The following is a 22220-nucleotide window of genomic DNA, read 5'->3' on the forward strand; positions in this document are numbered from 1 at the left end:
AAGTGCAAGACGGACTTGTATCACCACTTTTCTAGTTGATTTAACCCATTCACGCTAAACAGTCATTTCAGCTTTTTAGACAATCTATCTTCAATGACCAGCGTTTAGGAAATTAGAGAAAAAGTACGCACAGCTGAAGTCTGTTTACGCCTTTTTCCTAAATTTCTACAACAATAAGGTGTTAAATCAACTCTCTCAGAAAAGTGTGAACAAGCTAGTCTTGCATTCATTCACTTTGGCGATTTTTGCCAAAGTGCAAGACGGACTTGTATCGCTACTTTTCTAGTTGATTTAACCCATTCACGCTAAACGGTCATTTCAGCTTTTTAGATAATCCAGCTTCAATGACCAGCGTTTAGGAAATTAGAGAAAAAGTACGCACAAGCTAAAGCCTGTTTACGCCTTTTTCCTAAATTTCTACAACAATAAGGTGTTAAATCAACTCTCTCAGAAAAGTGTGTACAAGCTAGTCTTGCATTCATTCACTTTGGCGATTTTTGCCAAAGTGCAAGACGGACTTGTATCGCTACTTTTCTAGTTGATTTAACCCATTCACGCTAAACAGTCATTTCAGCTTTTTAGATAATATTCGGCAATTTGTCTATTTTCCTATGGCATTGAGCTTGTCGCATTGTTCCCCGTAAATATAAAAGCTAAGTGTGATTGTCTACCAAACTCGAACGGTAAACAATAAATTTTAAGACATATGAAACTTAACGCTTTAGCGTTCTAGTTGAGTTGTTGAAAAAATTTTATTGTTTCGGGAGAGTTTCGGTAAATCACACGTGCTAGATAAATTACGAATAATTCAAAAAGGGTTAGGACTTTTGTCCTAACCCTATTTTTTTATGATAATATTTCAAGCAACCAGTAATTTGTCGTTTGATTAATCAGGCTTAGCTCTGCGTAAGTCTAATCTATACTAATATATTTTAAAGAATGTATTAATTTTATTATTTGAAAGATAAAATCCATGCTTCTTTTTTATAAAAAAGCTAAACTATAATAAATGAGGAGGGATGTTATGAGTAAAATAATCTACGCACCAGCGATTCAACTAGAGACAGCTGAAATTAAGGCGCTTGCCAAAGATTATCAGCTAATTGTTAAGCCGGAGCAAGTAAATTTAGCAACTGTTGAAATTGTTATTGATACAGGTGAAGTCGCCAATCAAATTTTAAGCCTAGAGAATAACCAATTGAAATGGATTCAGGCATTATCGGCAGGCGTTAATTACTTTGATTTAGCCAAAATTGCTGAGCAGAACGTCTTTCTTACCAATATGAAGGGACTTCATGCCGTGACAATTAGCGAGCATGTTATATTGACAATGATGTATGCAAATCATCAGCTTCCAACCGCGATTAAAATGCAAGCAAAGCGAATTTGGGATACAGAATATTTTTCGCCAAAGACGCTTGAAGCTGAGCGCGTGTTAATTTTTGGAACTGGTGAGATTGGTCGTGAATTAGCCAGACAATTAGCCAGTCATGGCGCTATTCCCCTTGGCATTAATACGACAGGTCAACAGGTGGCTCATTTTGAAAAAGTATTTGCGATGTCAGATTATAAATTGGCATTAGATGAAAAAATAGATACAATCGTTAATATTTTACCTTTAACAGAAGCTACTAATCATTTTTATGATACTACTTTTTTTACTCAGTTAAAATCAAGCGTTAAATTTGTTAATGTTGGTAGAGGACAGAGTGTCGATACAGTCGCTTTGATTAAGGCGCTTTGGAGCGGAGCGATTAGTTTTGCCGCCTTAGATGTTTTTGAATCAGAGCCACTTGAGCAAAGCTCGCCACTTTGGACAATGGAAAATGTAATGATTACACCTCATATGGCGGGCAATATTCCGAATTTTTCAGCTCACGTTTTAGCGTACTTTCTACCCAATTTAGAACATTACTTAAAAACGGGTGCGCCAAATAGAAATTGTGTCGACCCAACTAAAGGCTATTGATTGATAATACAAATATTGATTTAAATTAGAAACCGAACTTCTTTACTAGAGGCTCGGTTTTTGTCAGATTTACCCTTTTATTTTACTGGTTTTTATCATACAATACTATTAATCGAATTTTTAGAAAATTGGTACAATAACGGGGTTTGCCGTTTGGCGAGACCCACAAAGAAGGAGTTTGAGAAAATGTCAAAAAGAAGTTATGTTGTCGCAGTTGTTGGTGCAACTGGTGCCGTCGGTACGCGAATGATTAAAATGCTAGAGGAATCTACTTTACCGATTGAAAAGGTTCGCTTATTAGCGACGTCGCGTTCTGCTGGTAAGGTCTTGAAATATAAGGCTCAGGAAATCGTAGTTGAGGAAACAACTGAAAATAGCTTCGAGGGTGTTGACATTGCTTTATTCTCAGCTGGCGGAAGCGTTTCAGCCAAATTTGCACCAGCGGCAGTTAAGGCCGGTGCGGTTGTTGTGGATAATACAAGTCATTTTCGGATGAATGAAAATGTACCGCTTGTTGTGCCCGAAGTGAATGCCGATGCATTAAAGGCTCATCAAGGCATTATTGCTTGTCCAAATTGCTCAACCATTCAAATGATGATTGCGCTTGAACCAATTCGTCAAGCATATGGCTTAGAGCGAGTAATTGTCTCAACCTATCAAGCAGTATCCGGTGCAGGTGCACGCGCAATCGCTGAAACCGAGCGTGAGCTTAAGGAAGTTTTAAATGATGGTGTTATCCCTAATGATTTGAAGGCAGAAATTTTACCTTCAGGCGGCGATAAGCGTCATTATCCGATTGCCTTTAATGCGCTAGCACAGATTGATGTTTTCACAGATAATGATTATACATATGAAGAAATGAAAATGACTAATGAAACAAAGAAAATTATGTCTGATGATACCATTAAGGTTTCAGCAACTTGTGTTCGAGTACCTGTGCTAACCGCACATTCTGAATCTGTTTATATTGAAACAAAAGAGGTTGCAGATATCAAAGCGGTCAAGGCTGCGATTGCAAAATTTCCTGGTGCTGTTCTTGAAGATGACCCAGCAACTCAAACTTATCCTCAAGCTGTTAATGCGGTTGGTAAGAAAGAAACATTTATTGGTCGCATCCGTCGTGACTTAGATATCGAAAATGGAATTCATTTATGGGTTGTTTCAGATAATCTGCTTAAGGGTGCCGCTTGGAATTCAGTCCAAATTGCAGAAACTTTGCATGAATTGGATTTGGTTAGAAAAACTGAAGTTCTAGTTTTCTAGACAAGCTTTGATTATAGCGTCATGTGATGAGAAAAAAGGAGGCTGAGCATTTATGTCTCAGTCTCTTTTGATGAATTGTAAAAGCAATAGATTAAAATAGGAGGTTATTATGATTTTGAAAGATGTAAAAATAATTACTGCGTTAGTTACCCCGTTCGATGAAAAAGGTGCAATCAATTTTAAAGCCTTGCCAAAGCTCATTGAACACTTGCTTTCAACGCATACACAAGGCCTCGTTATTGCCGGAACGACTGGGGAAAGCCCAACGCTGACTCACGATGAGGAAATTGAGTTATTTAAAGCGATTATTGAAATTGTTAATGGTCGTGTACCATTAATTGTCGGCGTTGGTACAAACGATACTCGAGATTCAGTAGATTTTGTTAAGGAAGTGGCTGCGTTAGATGGAATTGATGCAGGCTTAGCGGTTGTACCTTATTATAATAAGCCGTCACAAGAAGGACTTTATCAGCATTTTTCAGCGATTGCCAATGCTAGTGATTTACCGATTATTTTATATAATGTACCCGGTCGAACTGGTGCTAGCTTAGATGTGGCAACTACTTTGCGATTAGCAGAAAATAAAAATATTATTGCAATCAAAGAATGTCATGGCTTAGATGCAATTACAGAACTCGTTTCCCAAGCACCAAATGAATTTTTAGTGTATACTGGAGAGGACAGCTTGGCGTTTGCATCAAAAGCTGTAGGTGCACAAGGTGTGATTTCGGTCGCAAGCCATGTTCTGGGTAATGAGTATTATGCAATGTTCCAAGCACTTGAAACTGGTGATATCAAATTGGCAGGTCAACTGCAGCAGGCAATTTTACCGAAGGCAAATGCCTTGTTCTCAGTGCCGTCACCAGCGCCAGTCAAAGCCGTTTTAAATCATTTGGGTTATAATGTTGGACCTTTAAGATTGCCAATGGTTGCTTGTACTGAAGCAGAAAGCAAACGCATCGTTGAAATTATAGAAGAATAGTACCATTGGAAATTTATTAATCATACAAAAAGATTATTCATAATTTGTTTAGTTGATTAAAAATGAATTTCGGTCCTATTTTTACTTGACTATGGAGGAGTAAGTTTTTTTATGAGTAATATTAAGATTATCCCACTTGGTGGTGTTCGTGAAAACGGTAAAAATCTTTATGTCGTTGAAGTAAATGACGAAATTTTTGTGCTAGATGTTGGGTTAAAATATCCAGATAATAGCTTATTAGGGATTGATGTTGTTATTCCTGATTTTACCTATTTAATTGAAAATAAATCACGTATTTCAGGTGTCTTTTTAACACATGGACATGCGGATGCCATTGGCGCATTACCGTATTTATTAGAGGAAATTAAGGTCCCAGTTTTTGGCTCAGAATTTACAATTGAGCTAGCCAAAAGTACTGTTAAGCAGTACGAATTACAATTTGATGATTTTCACATTGTAGATGCCAATACCGAAATCGAATTTGCAAATGCGGTTGTCTCATTTTTCAAAACAACGCATACAATTGCTGAAAGTATGGGTATTGTTTTAAGCACTGACGAGGGTAGTATTGTTTATACGGGTGATTTTAAATTTGATCAAGCCGCTACTAAGGATTACGCTACTGATTTTGGCCGATTGGCTGAAATTGGTAGTCAGGGTGTTTTAGCTTTATTATCTGAATCATCAAACGCTGAAAATCCAGCTCAGGTCGCTAGCGAGAAGGATACCGCAGAGGCAATCAAAGAAACAATTGACGAATGGGAAGGTAGAATTATTGTCGCCAGTGTCGCCAGTAATCTATCAAGAATTCAACAGGTCTTTGATGCGGCGGCAAATTCAGGAAGAAAGGTAGTTCTAACTGGTTTTGACCTTGAAAGAATCGTCAAAACAGCAATTAAGTATCATAAGCTTTCAATTCCTAATGAGGACTTATTGATTAAGCCAAAGGATATTTCAAAATATTCAGATCAGGAAATTCTAATTTTAGAAACTGGTAAAATGGGAGAACCAATCAAATCCTTGCAGCGTATGGCTAAGGGAATGCATAAATACGTTAAATTGCAGGAGGGTGATTTGGTTTATGTAGTCACTACACCTTCCATTTCAATGGAAACACAGGTTGCCAAGGCAGAGGACATGGTTTATCGTGCAGGTGGTCAGGTTAAGCTGATTGCACAAGATTTACGTGTTTCAGGTCATGCCAATCCAAACGATCTGCAGCTAATGATGAATTTTATGAAGCCAACCTACTTTATTCCAATTCAAGGTGAATATCGTCAGCTTTCAGCGCATGCCAAGCTTGCCGAGGAGGTTGGTATTGCACCAGCAAATATTGAAATTTTAAATCGCGGTGATATCTTAGAGTATTCTCATGGTCAATTCGGCCTATCAGGCAGTGTACCAGCAGATAATGTGATGATTGATGGTATTGGCGTGGGTGATATCGGGAATATCGTTTTGAGGGATCGTAAGGTTTTATCAGAAGATGGTATTTTTATTGCGGTGATCACAATTAATCGACGGAATAAAACGATTGTTTCTAAGGCAAAAGTGACGACACGAGGCTTTGTTTATGTTAAACAAAGTCGTGATTTGATGCAAGAATCACAAGAAATTGTTGATGCAGTCGTTTTAGATTATTTGCAAGGTAGCGATTTTGAATGGGGTAAACTAAAGCAAGAGATTAGAGATCGTTTGAACAGCTATTTATTTGAACAAACAAAACGTCGCCCAGTTATTTTACCTGTTGTAATGGAAGTTAATCGTAATAAAATTAGTAAAAAATAGCATAATAGATATTTTCAGCATTGGAGACTTGGCTTCAATGCTTTTTTTTTAGGGCATAGTAAAAAGATTTAGATAGTTTTCAGACTAAAGACTCATGTAAAATTGCCTAAATGCTAGCATAATAACAATATAAACGAAAGAGAGGGCAAAATCATGGATAAAAAATCAAGAATTTTAGAATTAGTGAAAAAAGATATTATCTCTGCAGATGAAGCCATAGTATTATTAGAGCAACTTGAGGAAACTAAAACGCCAGATGTGCAAAAGGCTGAAATTGAAGATAACCAAGAAAATTTAAAGGCTATTAATGCTGAACAGGTCACTGAAGAGACAAAAGAAGCGGTTGAGAGTCCTTTTGACGAACCTAAGGCTTCAGAAGATGAAAATATTTATCAAACGCTTAAGGACTTAGAAGATGCCAAGCAAGTTGAAGATAGCTTGCCAGATGATGAGGAAGGCAAAGAATCCAAAACGAACAAATCTGATTTTTCTGAGCAATTTAATCAAGCCTTTAATCAGGCTAAGACGGAATTTGAAAAAGCCAAGCCCCAAATAAAAGAAGTTACTAAGCAGACAGCTGAAATTTTTAAGAGTACCTTTTCATTATTAGGTGGCACAGTCCGTGATTATGTTAAAAGTGAAGATGGTTTATTTATTAAACCCTCATCAGCTGCAACTACGATTGAGAAAAGCTTTACCTTTGAAGACTTAACTGCGATTGATGTTGAGGAAACAAGTGGCAGGATTGAATTTATTGGAAGCGATGATGATCAATTTACAGTAAATGCGCAAATTAAGATATATGGCTCCTTAGATGAAATGGATGCTTTAGAATTATTTGATGAAAAAAGCAGTATTGAGGTTGTTGATCATCAGCTTAAATTTTCAGTTTTAAATAAACGAATGAATGTTGACTTATTATTTAAGGTACCACAAAATAAATTGAATAATTTATCAGTTAAAACAATTAACGGTGATATTATTTTAAATGGTTTATTGCTTGAGGATGCCTACCTAAAATCAACTAATGGTAATATTAAGGTTGAAAATAATGAAGTGACTAACCTTGAAATCGAAGGTGTCAATGGTCAATTAAAATTGATTAACAATAAAATTTTTGCAACTGTTATTAATATGGTCAATGGTAGCATTACCGCCAATGGTAATATTGAAAAAATTAAAGTAAAATTAGTTAATGGCGATATTAAGCTAACACTTAATCAAGAAACCCTACGGATTGTAGAAGCTAATAATGTTAATGGTGCTGTAAAGCTGGCTGTTCCTAGAAAATTGGGTATTAAGGGTGAAATTAGAACGACCTTTGGTAAAATTTTTGATAAGCTAGAGGATTTGAGTACTGTGACCGAACAAAATATTTCTTCAGAGAAATATAAGACAGTTGAGCGTGAAGGGAATGCGCACGTTAGCTTGGATATAAAGACAACAACTGGTAATATTTATATTAAAGATGCCGAAAAGTAGTTTTTTGAAAATACTTAGGACATCAAAAATTAACGTGGAGGGGTTAAAATGAAAAAATTAACCAAATCAAGTACTGACATTGTTTTAACAGGGACACTTGCCGGTATTGCAGAATATTTAAAAATGGATCCAACAATCCTAAGAATTATTTATGTGGTTATTTTATTCTTAGGCTGGGGCAGTCCAATCTTCTTATATATTGTACTTGCCGTTTTGATTCCATCAGCACCAAGACAGCAAAGAAATTCATTCTTTACAGAGGGTAGCTTTAAACAGGAAGCACCAAGAAAGCGTAAGGATGCCGAAAAGGTGGATGATGATTCAAATGATGACTGGTCAGATTTTTAGCAGTATTCAGCTTGGTAAATAAAACTAAAAATGAGGTAGGGAAAGAAATTCCTACCTCTTTTTTTTATTAACTAGGAGAAGATTTTCAAGAAATTTTATTAAGCTGTTATGAGTTTTGATGAGCGCCTTGGTTTATAGCTTGGTAAAAATTAGAATAGTTTTTTATTGAATTTAGTTGTTATACAAATTTTTGAATGTAGGCGGAACATATCATTAAAGAAATTATAAATCTGGATAGAATGACTCTAGAAAAATGATTAAAATCGTAGTATGATTGGCAAATAAGTTAATAACATTAAAGGAGCTTCGTTATGTTGAATGAGCCAAAAAAAAGAATAACATTACCCAGATATCAGCAAATTGCCGTTGATATTGCAGAAAGAATAACTGAAAACAGGTATTCTGTTGGTGAAAAATTGCATGCACGTTCTACTCTGGCAAGTACCTATGGCGTTTCTCCAGAAACAACTCGAAAAGCAATTAATGTATTAGTAGACTTAGGGATTATGGAGGTTAAACATGGTAGCGGTGTTTATGTTGCATCAAAGGAGCGTGCTAAAGACTTTGCTTTGCAGTATCGTGATGTTCAATCGGTTCAAGAATTAAAAAATGAAATTATGGCAAGCGTTGAACGTCAGAAGGATGAATTAAATAATTTTTCAGCCATTCTAGATACGCTAGTTACTCAAACTAAACGCTTAAACAGTATCAATCCTTTTGTACCTTTTGAATTGTTAATTACAAATGAGGCCAAGCATCTGGAAGCAACCATCAGTGAACTTGGTTTTTGGCAGCACACTGCAGCAACCTTAATTGCAATTAGACACCAAAATGAGCTTTTATTATCTCCCGGACCGTATGCTAAAATTTCAGAGAATGACACAATTTATTTTGTTGGCAATGAATTAGCCTTACAGCGTGTGGAAGCATTTTTTTATAATTAATAAATCTCCATTTATAATTGATAGCATTTGCAAAAAATAAGCAGCTGCTATTTTTTTATCTAAATTTGACAAAAGTGACCACACGATGTTAAAGTTGTATGGTCACTTTTTTTAAAATAGATTTTTTATTAATGGAGGAAATTTTGAGTAAAATAAGCGTTAAAAATTTGACTAAAATATTTGGTAAAAAAACCAATCAAGCATTAAATATGATTCAAGGAAAAGCCAGTAAAAATGAAATATTGAATCAAACTGGTGCAACAGTGGGCGTTTATGATGTTTCGTTTGATGTTAATGAAGGCGAAATTTTTGTGATTATGGGATTGTCAGGTAGTGGGAAATCAACTCTTATTCGTCTATTGAATCGTTTGATTGAGCCAACATCAGGTGATATTTTTATAGATGGTCAAGATATCGCAAAATTAGATAAGAAGGATTTAAGAGAAGTGCGTCGTCATAAAATGAGTATGGTTTTTCAAAATTTTGGTCTATTTCCACATCGAACAATTTTGGAAAATACTGAATTAGGACTTGAAATAAGAGGAATTTCAAAAAAAGAAAGAACCGAGCGTGCAGAAAAAGCACTAGAAAATTCGAGTTTAATTGATTTTAAAAACCAATATCCAAACCAACTTTCTGGTGGCATGCAACAGCGGGTTGGTCTGGCGCGCGCTTTAGCGAATAATCCTGAAATTCTCTTGATGGATGAAGCATTTTCGGCTTTAGATCCATTAATTAGGCGTGAAATGCAAGATGAGTTATTAGACTTGCAGGAAAGTGTAAAGAAAACAATCGTTTTTATTACACACGATTTAAACGAAGCATTGAGAATTGGTGATCGAATTGCATTAATGAAGGATGGTCAACTGATGCAGGTGGGAACAGGTGAAGAAATCTTAACTAATCCAGCCAATGATTATGTTAGAGAATTTGTTGAGGATGTAGATCGTTCAAAGGTTTTAACGGCTCAAAATATTATGGTACCAGCGTTAACTACCAATATTGAATTAGATGGTCCAACTGTTGTTTTAAAACGTATGCGACAAGAAGAGGTTAGTATGTTGATGGCGGTTGACAAAAAAAGACATCTGAAAGGTGTTATTTCGGCTTCTGATGCTTTGGAAGCACGTCGAACGAATCAGCCTTTAATTAACTATTTAAAACAAGATGTCATTACGATTGATAAGGAAATGTTAGTGAATGATATTTTTAATTTAATTTATGATTCAAGCATGCCATTGGCTGTCACTGAAGAAGAACGTTTAATAGGTGTTGTTATAAAGGGTAGCGTAATTGAAGCATTAGCAGAAACAAGTGAGGGTTCAAATCATGAATAACATTTTAGATAATAAATTACCGATTGCTGATTGGGTCGAGCAATTTACTAATTGGCTAACTAGCAGTTTCTCTGGATTATTTTCATTTTTACAGTCAATTGGTCAAACCCTAATGGATGGTATGACTCAGATGTTCTTATTGATACCGCCGATTATTTTTATTTTTTTAATCACAATCGCAGCATTTTTGATTTCAAAGCGAAAGCTTGGCTTAACCTGCTTTACTTTGATTGGTTTACTATTTATTCTCAATCAAGGACTTTGGAATGACTTAATGTATACTTTGACCTTGGTATTAATTTCCAGTCTAATTTCAATCATTATTGGTATACCACTTGGGATTTTGGTTGCAAAAAGTGATAAAGCGCAAAGCATTGTTAAACCAATTCTTGATTTTATGCAGACAATGCCGGGATTTGTTTATTTAATACCTGCAGTCGCATTTTTTGGAATTGGTATGGTTCCAGGCGTTTTTGCGTCTGTAATATTTGCCTTACCTCCAACTGTCCGCTTTACAAATCTTGGTATCCGTCAGGTGCCAAAAGAATTGACAGAGGCCTCTGATTCATTTGGTGGTACCGGCTGGCAAAAATTAATTAAGCTGGAGTTACCGTTAGCCAAAAATACAATATTGGCTGGTATTAATCAAACGACTATGCTGTCACTTTCAATGGTTGTTATCGCATCGATGATTGGGGCACCAGGGCTTGGGCGCGGGGTATTGTCTGCCTTGCAAAGAGCACAAGTCGGGAATGGCTTCGTTAATGGTGTTGCACTGGTGATTTTAGCGATTATTATTGATCGCTTTACTCAGAATCTAAATCAGGCAAAAGAATTAGGTACAGTGCCTAAATCAAAAAAAAGTCGTAAAATTTACTGGATGATTGGTAGTGTCATTGCTATTGTAGCTTTAATTGGTGGTTATTTGGTGACAAGTACTCAGTCTAAATCAGATAAAAAAATTAACTTATCTTATGTTGAATGGGATACAGAAGTTGCATCTACTCATGTCATAGGTGAGGTATTAAAGGAGATGGGCTATAATGTAACCTTAACTCCTTTGGATAATGCAATAATGTGGGAATCCGTTGCAAATGGCGAAACAGATGGCATGGTGGCTGCATGGTTACCAACAACCCATAAAGCGCAATATGAAAAATATAAAAATCGTCTAGATGATTTGGGTGAAAACTTAAAAGGTGGTAAAGTGGGCTTTGTTGTTCCAAGCTATATGACTGTTGATTCAATTGCTGATTTAACGAATCAGGCAAATCAAACAATAGTTGGTATTGAGCCAGGTGCTGGAATGATGACATTAGCTGAAGCAACCATGAAGTCATATGCTAATCTATCAAGTTGGAATTTAGAAAGCTCGTCTACTGGTGCGATGACAGCTGCTTTGAGTCAAGCAATTAATAATCATGAGGAAATTGTAATAACTGGCTGGTCACCTCACTGGATGTTTTCAAAATATGATTTAAAATATTTAGAAGATCCCAAAGGAACAATGGGAGGCTCTGAAACGATTAATACTATGGTCAGAAAAGGCTTAAAAGATGATCAGCCCGAAGCATACAATGTACTAGACAATTTTAATTGGACTGTTGAGGATATGGAATCAGTTATGCTGGCAATTAATAATGGTCAGTCCCCAGAAGAGGCAGCAAAGGATTGGATTAAGCAAAATCCTGAAAAAGTGGCAGAATGGAAAAAATAATTAAAAATAGTGAGCTTAAATAAGCAAAGGATTATTTATTAATTGACGACTAAAAAGCTGTGCAGGCTGCTAACATTATTGATAGCAGCCTGCATAGCTTTTTTGCAATTGATCTCATTTAACGAACTGGTATTAAGACTTCAAAGCTTGTGCCCTCTCCAAGTTCACTTTGGACCTGAATGCTGCCACCAAGCTCAGTAACATATGATTTAACGATGGACAGGCCGAGACCAGTACCTTTATTATTTTTTGATTTCGTATTATCAACTCTAAAGAAGCGATCGAAAATTTTTCGCTGATTTAACTCACTAATTCCAATACCAGAATCGCAAATTTGAAAGGTAAGCATATTTTGCTTCATTGATAATTGGATATTTACTTGACCATTATTTTCAGTATAATAGAGTGCATTTTCAATTAAATTTTTAAAAATTAACTGTAATAAGCGTTCCTTGGAGCGAATGATAAAATGTTCTTTTGAAATATTAACTGTAATCTGTTTTTTTTCAATAGTTTTTTTATAGTCGCTTAGGATTGAATTAACAAGCTCAGGTAATTGAATTTCAGAATTATTAATGTGTTGATGACTTTTAGAAAGTGAGATGATATCGCTAATCAATTGATTCAGCCTTTCAGCCTCATGATTGATGATGGCAGCAAAATGCTTAATATCGTCTGGATCCTCAATGCCTTCTAATAGATTTTCAGAAAAGCCAATAATTGAAGCAGTTGGTGTTTTCAATTCATGAGCAATATTAGCTGAAAATTCATTTTGTTTTTCTATTAGCTCAATTATATCCGTCTGATCCTCTAAAAGCACAAAAAAATTCGCAGCATCAATTGGAAAAATAGTAATTTTAAAGAAACGATTAACCTTATCAAAATTCATTTGACGATGGATATGCTCAGGCTTAATTAGCTGATTAACTAATAAATTTAGAAATTCAGCTTCAGCCGAAAAATAGTCAATTGCTGGAAAAAACTGTGGAAAAGTCTCCAATACTTTTTTGTTAGCATGAACAATTTTGCCCTTTTGATTATAAATAAAACTAGGTAAGAGTAGTGTATCTGAAAGTTCAATAAATGAAGTAATTCTTTGTTCTGTTTGAAGTAACGGTTCGGTATCTTGTTTATCTAACATCAATCCTTTTTTTCGGTCGGACTCAACAATTGCCTGAATATTGAGTCGGTTTCTGCGGCGGGTTAATAGTTCATTAATCCAATAGATGAGATAAAGTAATAATAAAGTGATGATAATCGCCGTTTGAATGCCTGAAATATTATTTTTGAGCTCACTGAGACGTAAATAGCCAATAGTTTGGTTGTTTTTAATAATTTTTGTACTATAAGTAATATCTTGATTAGTTATCTTTCGGGTGATATAGCTCCCTTTTTTTAAATTACGAATATCCTCAGTATTAATGGTTTGATTAGTAGCTGGGAAAATTTGCTTTAAATCCTTGTTTAAAATTTGGATAGTTTGTCCATTGGCCTCTAATAGAGAAAAATTGTCTAGCTGACTAAAGTCTTGCTTTTCAACGACTTCTTCAAGCGCAATTAACCGTTTTTCGATGTTATTAGATTGATTATTTAGATTGATAATACGAATAGAAAAGATTAATAAGCTTCCGATAATTAAATAAAAAATCGTTATTAATAATGATTTGTATTTCATATTTGTCCTCTTTTCAGATTGATAATCGCTCTTTTTAACATACAATAAAAGAAGCGATAAAACAATAAAAAGTCAGGTATGTTTTTTTATTTATCGACACAAATAAAAAAGAACAAGTAAATTCAAGCTATCAGCTAGCTTGAATCAATTGCTCAAATGTTAAATTAAGTGCCAAATTGTAATAATTAATTTTCAGAAATTTTAAATTTATAGCCAAATCCGTGCTTGGTGATGATATACTCTGGTTTTTTTGGATCTAGTTCAATTTTTTCTCTTAAATGCGAAACGTGAACATCAACAATTCGGGTTGAGCCTTCAAAATCAAAATTCCAAACGCGACTCAATAGCTTTTCTCTAGAGACAGTATGATTAATATGTGTCATAAAATAATGGAGCAATTCAAATTCTTTTTTAGTTAGCTCAACAAATTGCTCATTAAGTAATAATTGACTGGACATGAGATTGAGCTTAAAGGGGCCTGCTTCCAATAGCTCTAGTTCAGTATTATCTTCATCGCTCGCTGTGGTAGAAAATTCAATTCGTCGTAAAACGGCATTGACACGGGCTACAATTTCACGGGGTGAGAAGGGTTTGAAAATGTAATCATCCGCACCTATCTCAATGCCAACAATTTTATCGACCTCATCCTCTTTTGCAGTTAAAATGAAAATGGGAGTTAGAATGCCTTTACTACGTAATTTTTTAGTGATTTCAATACCACTCATTTCTGGTAGCATTAAGTCTAGAATAATAAAATCAAACTTTTTTGTAGTCGCTAAATGATAAGCTTCGAGTCCATTAGTAGTCGTTGTTACCGAAAAATTATTTTTTTCAAAATTATATTGAAGTAGTGTTAAGATGGAAGGCTCATCATCAACAATCAATATTTTTTTCATTTATCTTATCCTTCCTATCAGTTAGTGCAATAATCAATTTACATTAATAATGTTTTTATATTAATGTAGGCAATGAATGAACTTCATCTTTAAGTTTAACATAAGCATTACTTTAGTAATGTAAAGTCGGCGTAAAATGTTTTTAAGGTTTTGATTAAATTTTGTTATTTTTGTGAGCTACAATTTTTATCAGCTTGAGTTAGCTAAATAAAACTTTAAACCAAAGCGAAATATGATAAAATAATAGTTATGGAGATAGAAAAAAATAATCGAATTAATTCATTATTTGAATTTTATTCGACACTACTAACCGAGAAGCAAATGAATTATATTGAGCTTTATTATGCCGATGATTATTCTTTAGGTGAAATCGCCGAAGAGTTTCAAGTGAGTCGTCAAGCTGTTTATGATAATATAAGAAGGACTGAAAAATTATTAGAAAGTTACGAGCAAAAACTACATTTGTATAGTAATTACATAGTGAGAAAACAGTATCTTGACGAGATTCAATCTAAATACTCGGATGATCCGCAGCTTATCGAGCTTATCGAGCAAATTCAGGCAGTTGAAGAAGACTAATAAGGAGTAAAGATGGCATTTGAAAGTTTAACAGAACGCCTACAGGGTGCGTTTAAGAAATTAAGAGGTAAGGGTAAGGTTTCTGAAGCCGACGTCCGAGAAATGACTAAGGAAATTCGGCTGGCATTGCTAGAAGCCGACGTAGCATTACCTGTGGTTAAGGATTTTGTAAAAAATATTCGTGAGCGTGCTGTTGGCGTTGAGGTATTAGAAAAATTAAACCCGGCACAACAAATTGTTAAAATTGTTGATGAGGAATTAACTAAAACACTCGGCTCTACAGAGAGCCAGCTTTTAAAATCACCAAAAATTCCAACAGTTATCATGATGACTGGTTTACAAGGAGCTGGTAAAACAACATTTGCGGGCAAGCTAGCGAATCGTTTAATAAAGGAAGAAAATGCACGACCTTTAATGATAGCTGCAGATATTTATCGACCTGCGGCGATTGATCAATTGAAAGTCTTAGGCAGTCAAATTAATGTGCCTGTTTTTGAAATGGGAACGGAAGTTTCACCTGTTGAGATTGTTCGACAAGGTTTGATACAGGCTGCTGAGCAGCATAATGATTATGTTCTAATTGATACCGCGGGTCGTTTGCACATTGATGAGCATCTGATGCAGGAATTAGCGGACATTAAATCGCTTGCTAATCCAACAGAAATTTTGTTAGTTGTTGATGCAATGACTGGTCAGGACGCCGTTAATGTAGCACAAGCATTTGATGAAAAGCTAGGTATTACAGGCGTCATTATCACTAAGCTAGATGGTGACACGCGTGGTGGTGCAGCATTATCGATTCGAGCTATTACAGGTAAGCCAATTAAATTTACTGGTACTGGTGAAAAATTAACCGATTTAGAAGTCTTTTATCCTGATCGGATGAGCTCAAGAATTCTTGGAATGGGTGATTTACTAACCCTAATTGAAAAAGCGCAGCAAGATTTTGATGAGAAAAAAGCTGCTGAAATGACGCAAAAAATGCGTGAAAATACTTTTGATTTTAATGATTTTATTGATCAATTAGATCAAGTCACTAATATGGGACCAATAGAGGATCTTTTAAAAATGATTCCTGGTATGAATGAGGTGCCGGGGATTGCCAATGTTAAGGTTGATCCGAAAGATATTTCGCGTAAGCGGGCAATCGTCATGAGTATGACACCTGAAGAACGTGAGAATCCTGATGTGTTATCCCCGAGTCGTCGTCGTCGGATTGCGGCAGGCTCAGGTAATACTGTTATTGAGGTTAATCAGATGATTAAGCAGTTTAATGAATCTAAAAAAATGATGCGTATGGTTTCTAATGGTAATATGGACCAGATGATGCAGGGTATCCCAGGCATGGATCAAATGATGGGTGGTGGCGTAAAGGGTAAGCTTGGAAAAATGGCGATGAATCGTATGATGAAGCAGGCTAATAAAAAAATGAAGAAAAAAAAGAAGAAAAGATAAAATTTTATTCAAAAAAGCATTACTTATTCGGTCAGACTGGCTGATTAAATAATGCTTTTTTTGTGCATTTTAATATCATTTTTTATAGGTATATACCTTTTATTATTAATGACAATATACGACTTGTTTAGGTTAAAAATAGAGCATTTATAACGAAAACCGTATATTAAGATGAAGTTGGTATCGGTTTATAAATTTTTTTGATTATTAATAATAACGTTGATTGGGCAAACGTTCAGCATTAATAATCGAAAAAAATAATGGAGACTAAGGCTAGTATTTGAAGCTCGTTTGGAAACTTTATTACAGGTTTAATTAATAATTGGGATGGGTGTGTATACATGAAAAAATTATCAAAAAGCGGTATTTTTATTTTAATGACGATTACTATACTCTTACAGTATGTATCGCCAATATTAACCGCTGCTCAGACAACTGAAGCAAAGGCTAATCCAATAACATTGGATACCGCAAAAATTGCTGCAATTGGTGATCAGGATGTGACGGTTGATTTACAGGTTACGGTCAATAATCCTGACACTCAGGCTATTAACTCAGAGATTAAGATTCAAGACAGTGCTGCTGTGATTAAAGCGGTAGCGAATCAAACTGCTTCAAAGAATCAATTTAACCTGAATCGTAATCTGATTTCAGCGCAAATTGCGGGTAGTGCTATTAATGAAATAAATAATCTATCAATTAAACTGGACAAGAGTAGCTTAAAGAATAAGAATACCTTAGTTTTTGAAAGTGAAGGTAATACGACTACCTTAGATTTGAGTCAATTGATTCAAGCTGAATCAGCCGATAGCTCAACGGCTAGTTCGAATAATACCTCAGCAGATACCGAAAAAAGTAGCTCAGAGGCTACAGGTACAACAAGTGATACTGTTGAAAATCAAGGTGAGGAGGAAGCTGTTACAGCAAACCAGATTAATGCTTTCAATGATGAGTCACAAGCAATGGATATTAGTCAGTATTTACCAGCTGATACAAATGGTTCAATATTTGACAGTGTTGAGCTATCCTATACGGATGCGAATGGTAACCCAGTGGATAAAGATCAGATCACTGCTGATACCAAAATTTCTTTTAAATATAATTGGTCGATTCCTAATCAATTAAATGATGATTATGCTTTAAAAGATGGTGACTATTATGAATTTAAATTACCAGAAAATATCAGTTATACTCCTGGAACAGGAACTTTAGGAGATTATGGCGATTATCAAATTTTTAGTGATGGGACAGTTAGGTTTACCTTTAAAAATGTTGAGAATAATGATACGATTTCGGGTTCATTTAATTATAGTCAATCTAGTATTAAAACAAACGAGCCTGGCAAGATAACGATTGATGTGCCAACTAAAGCAGGTACCGATACGCATGAAATTGTAATAAAGCCTAAAGGCGGTAATGATATCGTTAAAGCCGGTAAATTTGATCAGGTAAATAATCCATCAGAGGTATTTTGGGATGTAACGGTTAATACAAGTGGCAATCATTTAGTTGATGCAAAGGTTTCTGACGCTTTTCCAGAGGGTAATGCCTATGAAAGTGTCGCCGTTTATCCGTTAGTTATTGATTTAAATGGTAATGTGAAATCAACAGGTGCTGCATTAAATGAAGGTACAGATTATCAGGTTGATTCAAATGGTACAGTAACTTTTATAGGGGCTTATGCTGATACCTATCAAGCCTTTAAGGTATCATATGTTACTAAAATTGCTGAAAATATCAAGCCAGATGATGGGGGCTTAATTGATTTTAAGAACACTGCAACATTGACAAATGACGGTAAAGAATTAACTGCCAGTGCAGAAGTATCGGCTAAATACGGCAAACTTTTAGCTAAATCTTTTGACGGTGCCGATGGCAGTGGTTCACAAGTCTTTAACTGGCATATTGATTATAATGCGGGTGAAAAAGCGCTTGCAGCTGGCACAACGATTACAGATACTTTAGAGGGTAATCAAATCTTCTATGGTACACCTAAGCTAACTGATACCTCAGGTAAAGTGATAGATGCTAGCTTATATACAATTTCATATTCTGCTGATAATAAAACAATGACAATCAATTTTCCAAAGGGAATTGACCAGCAGGTTAAGATTGCCTATCAATCTCAGGTGACAGTGCCTATTGTGGACAGTGATAAGGTGATTTTAAATAATACTGCTACTAGTAATTCAAAAGAAGCAAGTGTTAATTCTGGTCAAATTACAGAGCAGGGGGTAGTTAAATCACGCGGTGATATTGACTATACAAACCGTACAGTGCAGTGGAATTTAGATATTAATAAGGGCCGTCAAGAGATGAGTAATTGGTCTTTAGAAGACAAGATTCCGGCTGGTTTGACAGTAGACTACGATTCATTTGTTTTTACAAACAATGATTCCAAAGCAGTTTTAGAAAATGGTAAGGATTACAAGGTTACGGATACTGGCTCCGGCTTTAAGGTTGAATTTTTAGGTGATTTGGCAGACACGACTAGTGCTAGATATACTTTGAGCTTTAAAACGAGCTTTGAAGCAAGTGCTTTATCCGATAGTAATAAAAAATGGACCAATTCTGCTGTAATGAATTGGACTGATAAGAATGGTAAGGAACATAAAAATCAGAGCACCGCGGATTTTACACCTCGTGATGATTACCGTTATGATGGTAGTAAATCTGGTAGCTATAATGCGATTACTAAAGCAATCACATGGAATGTTTATACTAATCTTAACCAAAGAAAAATTGAAAATGGTTCGATTACTGATAAAATTTTAGAAGGTCAGGAATATATAGCTGGCTCAGCTACGCTCTACGTAGGTTCAATTAATAAAAATGGTGATGTTGTTGATCTAGTTAAGGTTGATGATGTAACACCAAGCTATGACGAGGCTACACGAACATTGAGTGTTAATTTACCAGAAGGTAGTACAGCAGCCTATGTTTTAAGATTTGATACCTCGCTTAAAAATCAGGTTATTGATAGTAAAGACTATAAAAATACAGCGGTATATAGTAATAATGAAATTTCAAATGACTTAAATGGTCATGCCTCTGTCAATAATGGGGATAGCGTTGTTCAGAAAACAGGAGAACAGGATCCAACAGATTCTGCCTATGCACTTTGGCATATTTGGGTTAATCAATCACAATCGACTGTTAAGGACGTGGAAGTAACAGACATTCCGTCCTCAAATCAAGCAATTGTCGAGGATTCAATTAAGATATATGGCAGTATCGTAGATGCGAGTGGTAATATCAGCAAGGATCCAAGTAATATTCTCGTCTTGAATAAGGATTATTCGATTAATTTGCAAACAGATTCTACAACAGGTAAACAGGAATTAATAATTAAATTTTTAAATCAAATAGATACCGCCTACTTAATTGAGTATCGTGCTTACATTAATTCTCCAGCAGTGAATGATGTTTTGACGAACACCGTTAATGTAACAGCGACAGGTCAAAAGGAAGTCAGTGGTGAAGTTAGCGGCTCGACAACAGTTGTCAATAATGGTGGTTCTTCAACTGCTAAGAATGTTAATCTTATTTTAACCAAGGTTGACAAGGATGATAGCAATAAAAAATTAGCTGGTGTTAGATTTGAATTATATTCATATGCTAACGGTAAAAAAGGTTCACTCCTCCGAACTGGTTTAACTGATGATAATGGACAAATTACTTGGGGAAATCTTAAGAGTGGCGACTATATATTGGTTGAAACCGCAGGCTTAACAGGCTATGATATTCCAAGTGACTTAAAAGCTGGTAAGAAAATAACCTTAAAATATGATAGCGTGGATGACAATAATAATTTTAATCTAACTGAAACAAACGAAAAAACCAAAACTACTCTTTCTGGTGTTAAGGTCTGGAGTGATAGTGATAATCAAGAAGGTCTAAGACCAGAATCTGTCAAGGTTAATTTATTGGCGGCTGGTAAAGTAATTGATTCAAAGGTTGTTTCGGCCAATACAAATTGGGCATTTAGCTTTGCTAATTTAGTTAAATATGATTCAAACAACGAAGAAATTCAATATTCTATCTCAGAGGATAGTGTTCCAAATTATAGTTCCTCAATAGATGATTCTGATTTAAGCCATATTGTTATTACGAATTCTAGAGAAGTTGAAAAGCTTGCTGTTAACGGTAGTAAAACTTGGGACGACAATGATAATCAAGATGGTATTCGTCCATCAAGTATTACAGTTAACCTACTGGCTGATGGTGTCAAAATTGATTCTAAGGTAGTGACGGCAGCTGATAATTGGCAATACAGCTTTGAAAACTTAGCTAAGTTTAAAACAGGTCAAGCAGTTAAGTATACGATAACTGAAGACAATGTTGCTAATTACACAACGACAATTGATGGCTATAATCTTACTAACAGCTATACACCGGGTAAAACGAGTGTAACAGTAACTAAAGCTTGGGCTGATAATAATAACCAAGATGGTATTCGTCCAGAAAATATTGAGGTTGAGCTCTACGCAGATGGTATAGCTACTGGTCAAACTGCGACATTATCAGCTGAGAATCAATGGACAACCAATTTTACTAACTTAAATATACGGCTTAAGGGTAGCCCAGTTTTGTATACGGTTAAGGAAACCGAAGATGAAGCAGGCTATGTTGAAACAGTTGATGATTCTAATCAAGGTAATGTGATTATTACTAATACTCATACACCTGAGCTGACAGAGATTTCCGGTACTAAGACCTGGGCAGATAATAATAATCAAGACGGTATTCGTCCGGCAAGTATTACAGTTAATTTATTAGCAGATGGTATCAAAATTGACTCTAAGGTTGTGACGGCAGCCGATAATTGGCAGTATAGCTTTGAGAACCTAGCTAAGTTTAAAGCGGGTCAAGCAGTGAAGTACACGATAACTGAAGACAGTGTTGCCAATTATACAATGGCAATTGATGGTTACAATCTTACTAATAGTTATACACCAGGTGAAACGAGTGTGACAGTCACTAAGGCATGGGATGATAATAACGACCAAGATGGCATTCGTCCGAAAAGTGTCAAGGTACAGCTGTATGCAGACGGTAAAAAAGTCGGAGATGAAGTAGAATTAAGCAGCAAAAATCATTGGACTAAGACTTTTGATAAGTTAGCCTTAAAGGCTAGTGGTAAGGAAATCAAATACACGGTTAAGGAAGTAAATGTTGCGACAGGGTATGCAGAAACAATTGATGACTCTGATCAGGGCAATGTGATTATTACTAATTTCCATCAGCCTGAGGTTAAGTCGATTGAGCTAACTAAGGCGTGGGCAGATAATAATAATCAATTTAAAGCAAGACCAGATAAAATTCAGGTTCAATTGTATGCAAATGGTATTGCAGTTGGTAGTCCGGTTGATGTAACTGCTCAAAATGATTGGCAGTATACTTGGAAAGATTTAGCTGTTAATCTTTCAGGTCAAGCAATCAAATACACGGTTAAAGAGGTAAGCAATGTGACTGGTTATACTGCTACAATTAGTGTGAAGGATTCTACACATATTGTAATTACCAACACTTATCAAGCAGCAAAGATTAAAACAACAGATAAACCAACTATTTTACCTAAGACTTCTGAAAGGGTAAATAGCTTCTATTACCTCATTGGTTTAATCATCATTGTATTTGCCGGCTTTAAGCTTTTCTTTAAAAGAGAAGCTAAGACTTCAGCAAATTAATTGAAAATAAGGTGTGTCCTTAGGGAGACACCTTTTTTATAACAAAATATTAGCAAGCTACAAGTTTATTCTAGGCTTGAGTTATGATAAAATAT

Annotated in this window: 14 protein-coding genes; 12 read left to right on the forward strand and 2 right to left on the reverse strand. The window is 35.4% G+C overall.

Translation table 11 applies throughout. The annotated features are described in order from the left end of the window. The first annotated feature begins 1024 nt into the window (after positions 1 to 1024). The 9 genes from HOY35_RS02205 to HOY35_RS02245 all read left to right on the forward strand — a co-directional run bounded on the left by HOY35_RS02205 (position 1025) and on the right by HOY35_RS02245 (position 11830). A complete protein-coding gene (locus HOY35_RS02205) occupies positions 1025 to 1969 on the forward strand; it encodes an NAD(P)-dependent oxidoreductase (protein ID WP_172210374.1) in 945 nt (314 codons plus the stop codon). 186 nt (positions 1970 to 2155) lie between these two features. Beyond that, positions 2156 to 3232, forward strand: a complete 1077-nt coding sequence (locus HOY35_RS02210; protein ID WP_172210375.1) for an aspartate-semialdehyde dehydrogenase — start codon at positions 2156 to 2158, stop codon at positions 3230 to 3232. A 109-nt stretch (positions 3233 to 3341) separates the two neighbouring features. Continuing rightward, entirely contained in the window at positions 3342 to 4214 is an 873-nt protein-coding gene (gene dapA / locus HOY35_RS02215; RefSeq protein ID WP_172210376.1) for a 4-hydroxy-tetrahydrodipicolinate synthase, read from the forward strand. A 111-nt stretch (positions 4215 to 4325) separates the two neighbouring features. Continuing rightward, the gene (locus tag HOY35_RS02220) at positions 4326 to 6002 is read left to right on the forward strand and encodes a ribonuclease J (protein ID WP_172210377.1); all 1677 of its coding nucleotides are present in this window, start codon (positions 4326 to 4328) and stop codon (positions 6000 to 6002) included. Positions 6003 to 6155: 153 nt separating this feature from the next. Next, the gene (locus tag HOY35_RS02225; protein WP_172210378.1) at positions 6156 to 7484 is read left to right on the forward strand and encodes a DUF4097 family beta strand repeat-containing protein; all 1329 of its coding nucleotides are present in this window, start codon (positions 6156 to 6158) and stop codon (positions 7482 to 7484) included. Between the two features lie 48 nt (positions 7485 to 7532). Beyond that, positions 7533 to 7832, forward strand: coding sequence for a PspC domain-containing protein (locus HOY35_RS02230; protein WP_172210379.1), 300 nt, complete (start codon positions 7533 to 7535; stop codon positions 7830 to 7832). A gap of 311 nt (positions 7833 to 8143) precedes the next feature. Beyond that, positions 8144 to 8776: a GntR family transcriptional regulator gene (locus HOY35_RS02235; protein ID WP_172210380.1), complete on the forward strand. Its 633-nt coding sequence runs from the start codon at positions 8144 to 8146 to the stop codon at positions 8774 to 8776. Between the two features lie 143 nt (positions 8777 to 8919). After that, positions 8920 to 10113 carry a glycine betaine/L-proline ABC transporter ATP-binding protein gene (locus HOY35_RS02240; RefSeq protein ID WP_172210381.1) on the forward strand — a complete coding sequence of 398 codons (1194 nt, stop codon included), beginning with the start codon at positions 8920 to 8922 and terminating at the stop codon, positions 10111 to 10113. Next, positions 10106 to 11830: an ABC transporter permease/substrate binding protein gene (locus tag HOY35_RS02245; RefSeq protein WP_172210382.1), complete on the forward strand. Its 1725-nt coding sequence runs from the start codon at positions 10106 to 10108 to the stop codon at positions 11828 to 11830. The genes HOY35_RS02240 and HOY35_RS02245 overlap by 8 nt, the downstream gene beginning before the upstream one ends. A 118-nt stretch (positions 11831 to 11948) precedes the next feature. Here the strand turns inward: HOY35_RS02245 and HOY35_RS02250 are convergent, their stop codons facing one another. Then, a complete protein-coding gene (locus HOY35_RS02250; RefSeq protein WP_172210383.1) occupies positions 11949 to 13505 on the reverse strand; it encodes a cell wall metabolism sensor histidine kinase WalK in 1557 nt (518 codons plus the stop codon). A gap of 185 nt (positions 13506 to 13690) precedes the next feature. Beyond that, a complete protein-coding gene (locus HOY35_RS02255) occupies positions 13691 to 14401 on the reverse strand; it encodes a response regulator transcription factor (protein ID WP_172210384.1) in 711 nt (236 codons plus the stop codon). A gap of 249 nt (positions 14402 to 14650) precedes the next feature. Here HOY35_RS02255 and HOY35_RS02260 point away from each other — a divergent pair, with 249 nt between their 5' ends. The 3 genes from HOY35_RS02260 to HOY35_RS02270 all read left to right on the forward strand — a co-directional run bounded on the left by HOY35_RS02260 (position 14651) and on the right by HOY35_RS02270 (position 22125). Further along, positions 14651 to 14980 carry a putative DNA-binding protein gene (locus HOY35_RS02260; protein WP_172210385.1) on the forward strand — a complete coding sequence of 110 codons (330 nt, stop codon included), beginning with the start codon at positions 14651 to 14653 and terminating at the stop codon, positions 14978 to 14980. Between the two features lie 12 nt (positions 14981 to 14992). After that, positions 14993 to 16435 carry a signal recognition particle protein gene (gene ffh / locus HOY35_RS02265; protein WP_172210386.1) on the forward strand — a complete coding sequence of 481 codons (1443 nt, stop codon included), beginning with the start codon at positions 14993 to 14995 and terminating at the stop codon, positions 16433 to 16435. A 341-nt stretch (positions 16436 to 16776) separates the two neighbouring features. Next, positions 16777 to 22125 (forward strand): Cna B-type domain-containing protein, encoded by a 5349-nt coding sequence (locus HOY35_RS02270; protein ID WP_172210387.1) that lies wholly within the window; start codon positions 16777 to 16779, stop codon positions 22123 to 22125. Positions 22126 to 22220: the final 95 nt, after the last annotated feature.

This window comes from Enterococcus sp. MMGLQ5-1 (assembly GCF_013155265.1).
Taxonomy (GTDB): Bacteria; Bacillota; Bacilli; order Lactobacillales; family Streptococcaceae; genus MMGLQ5-1.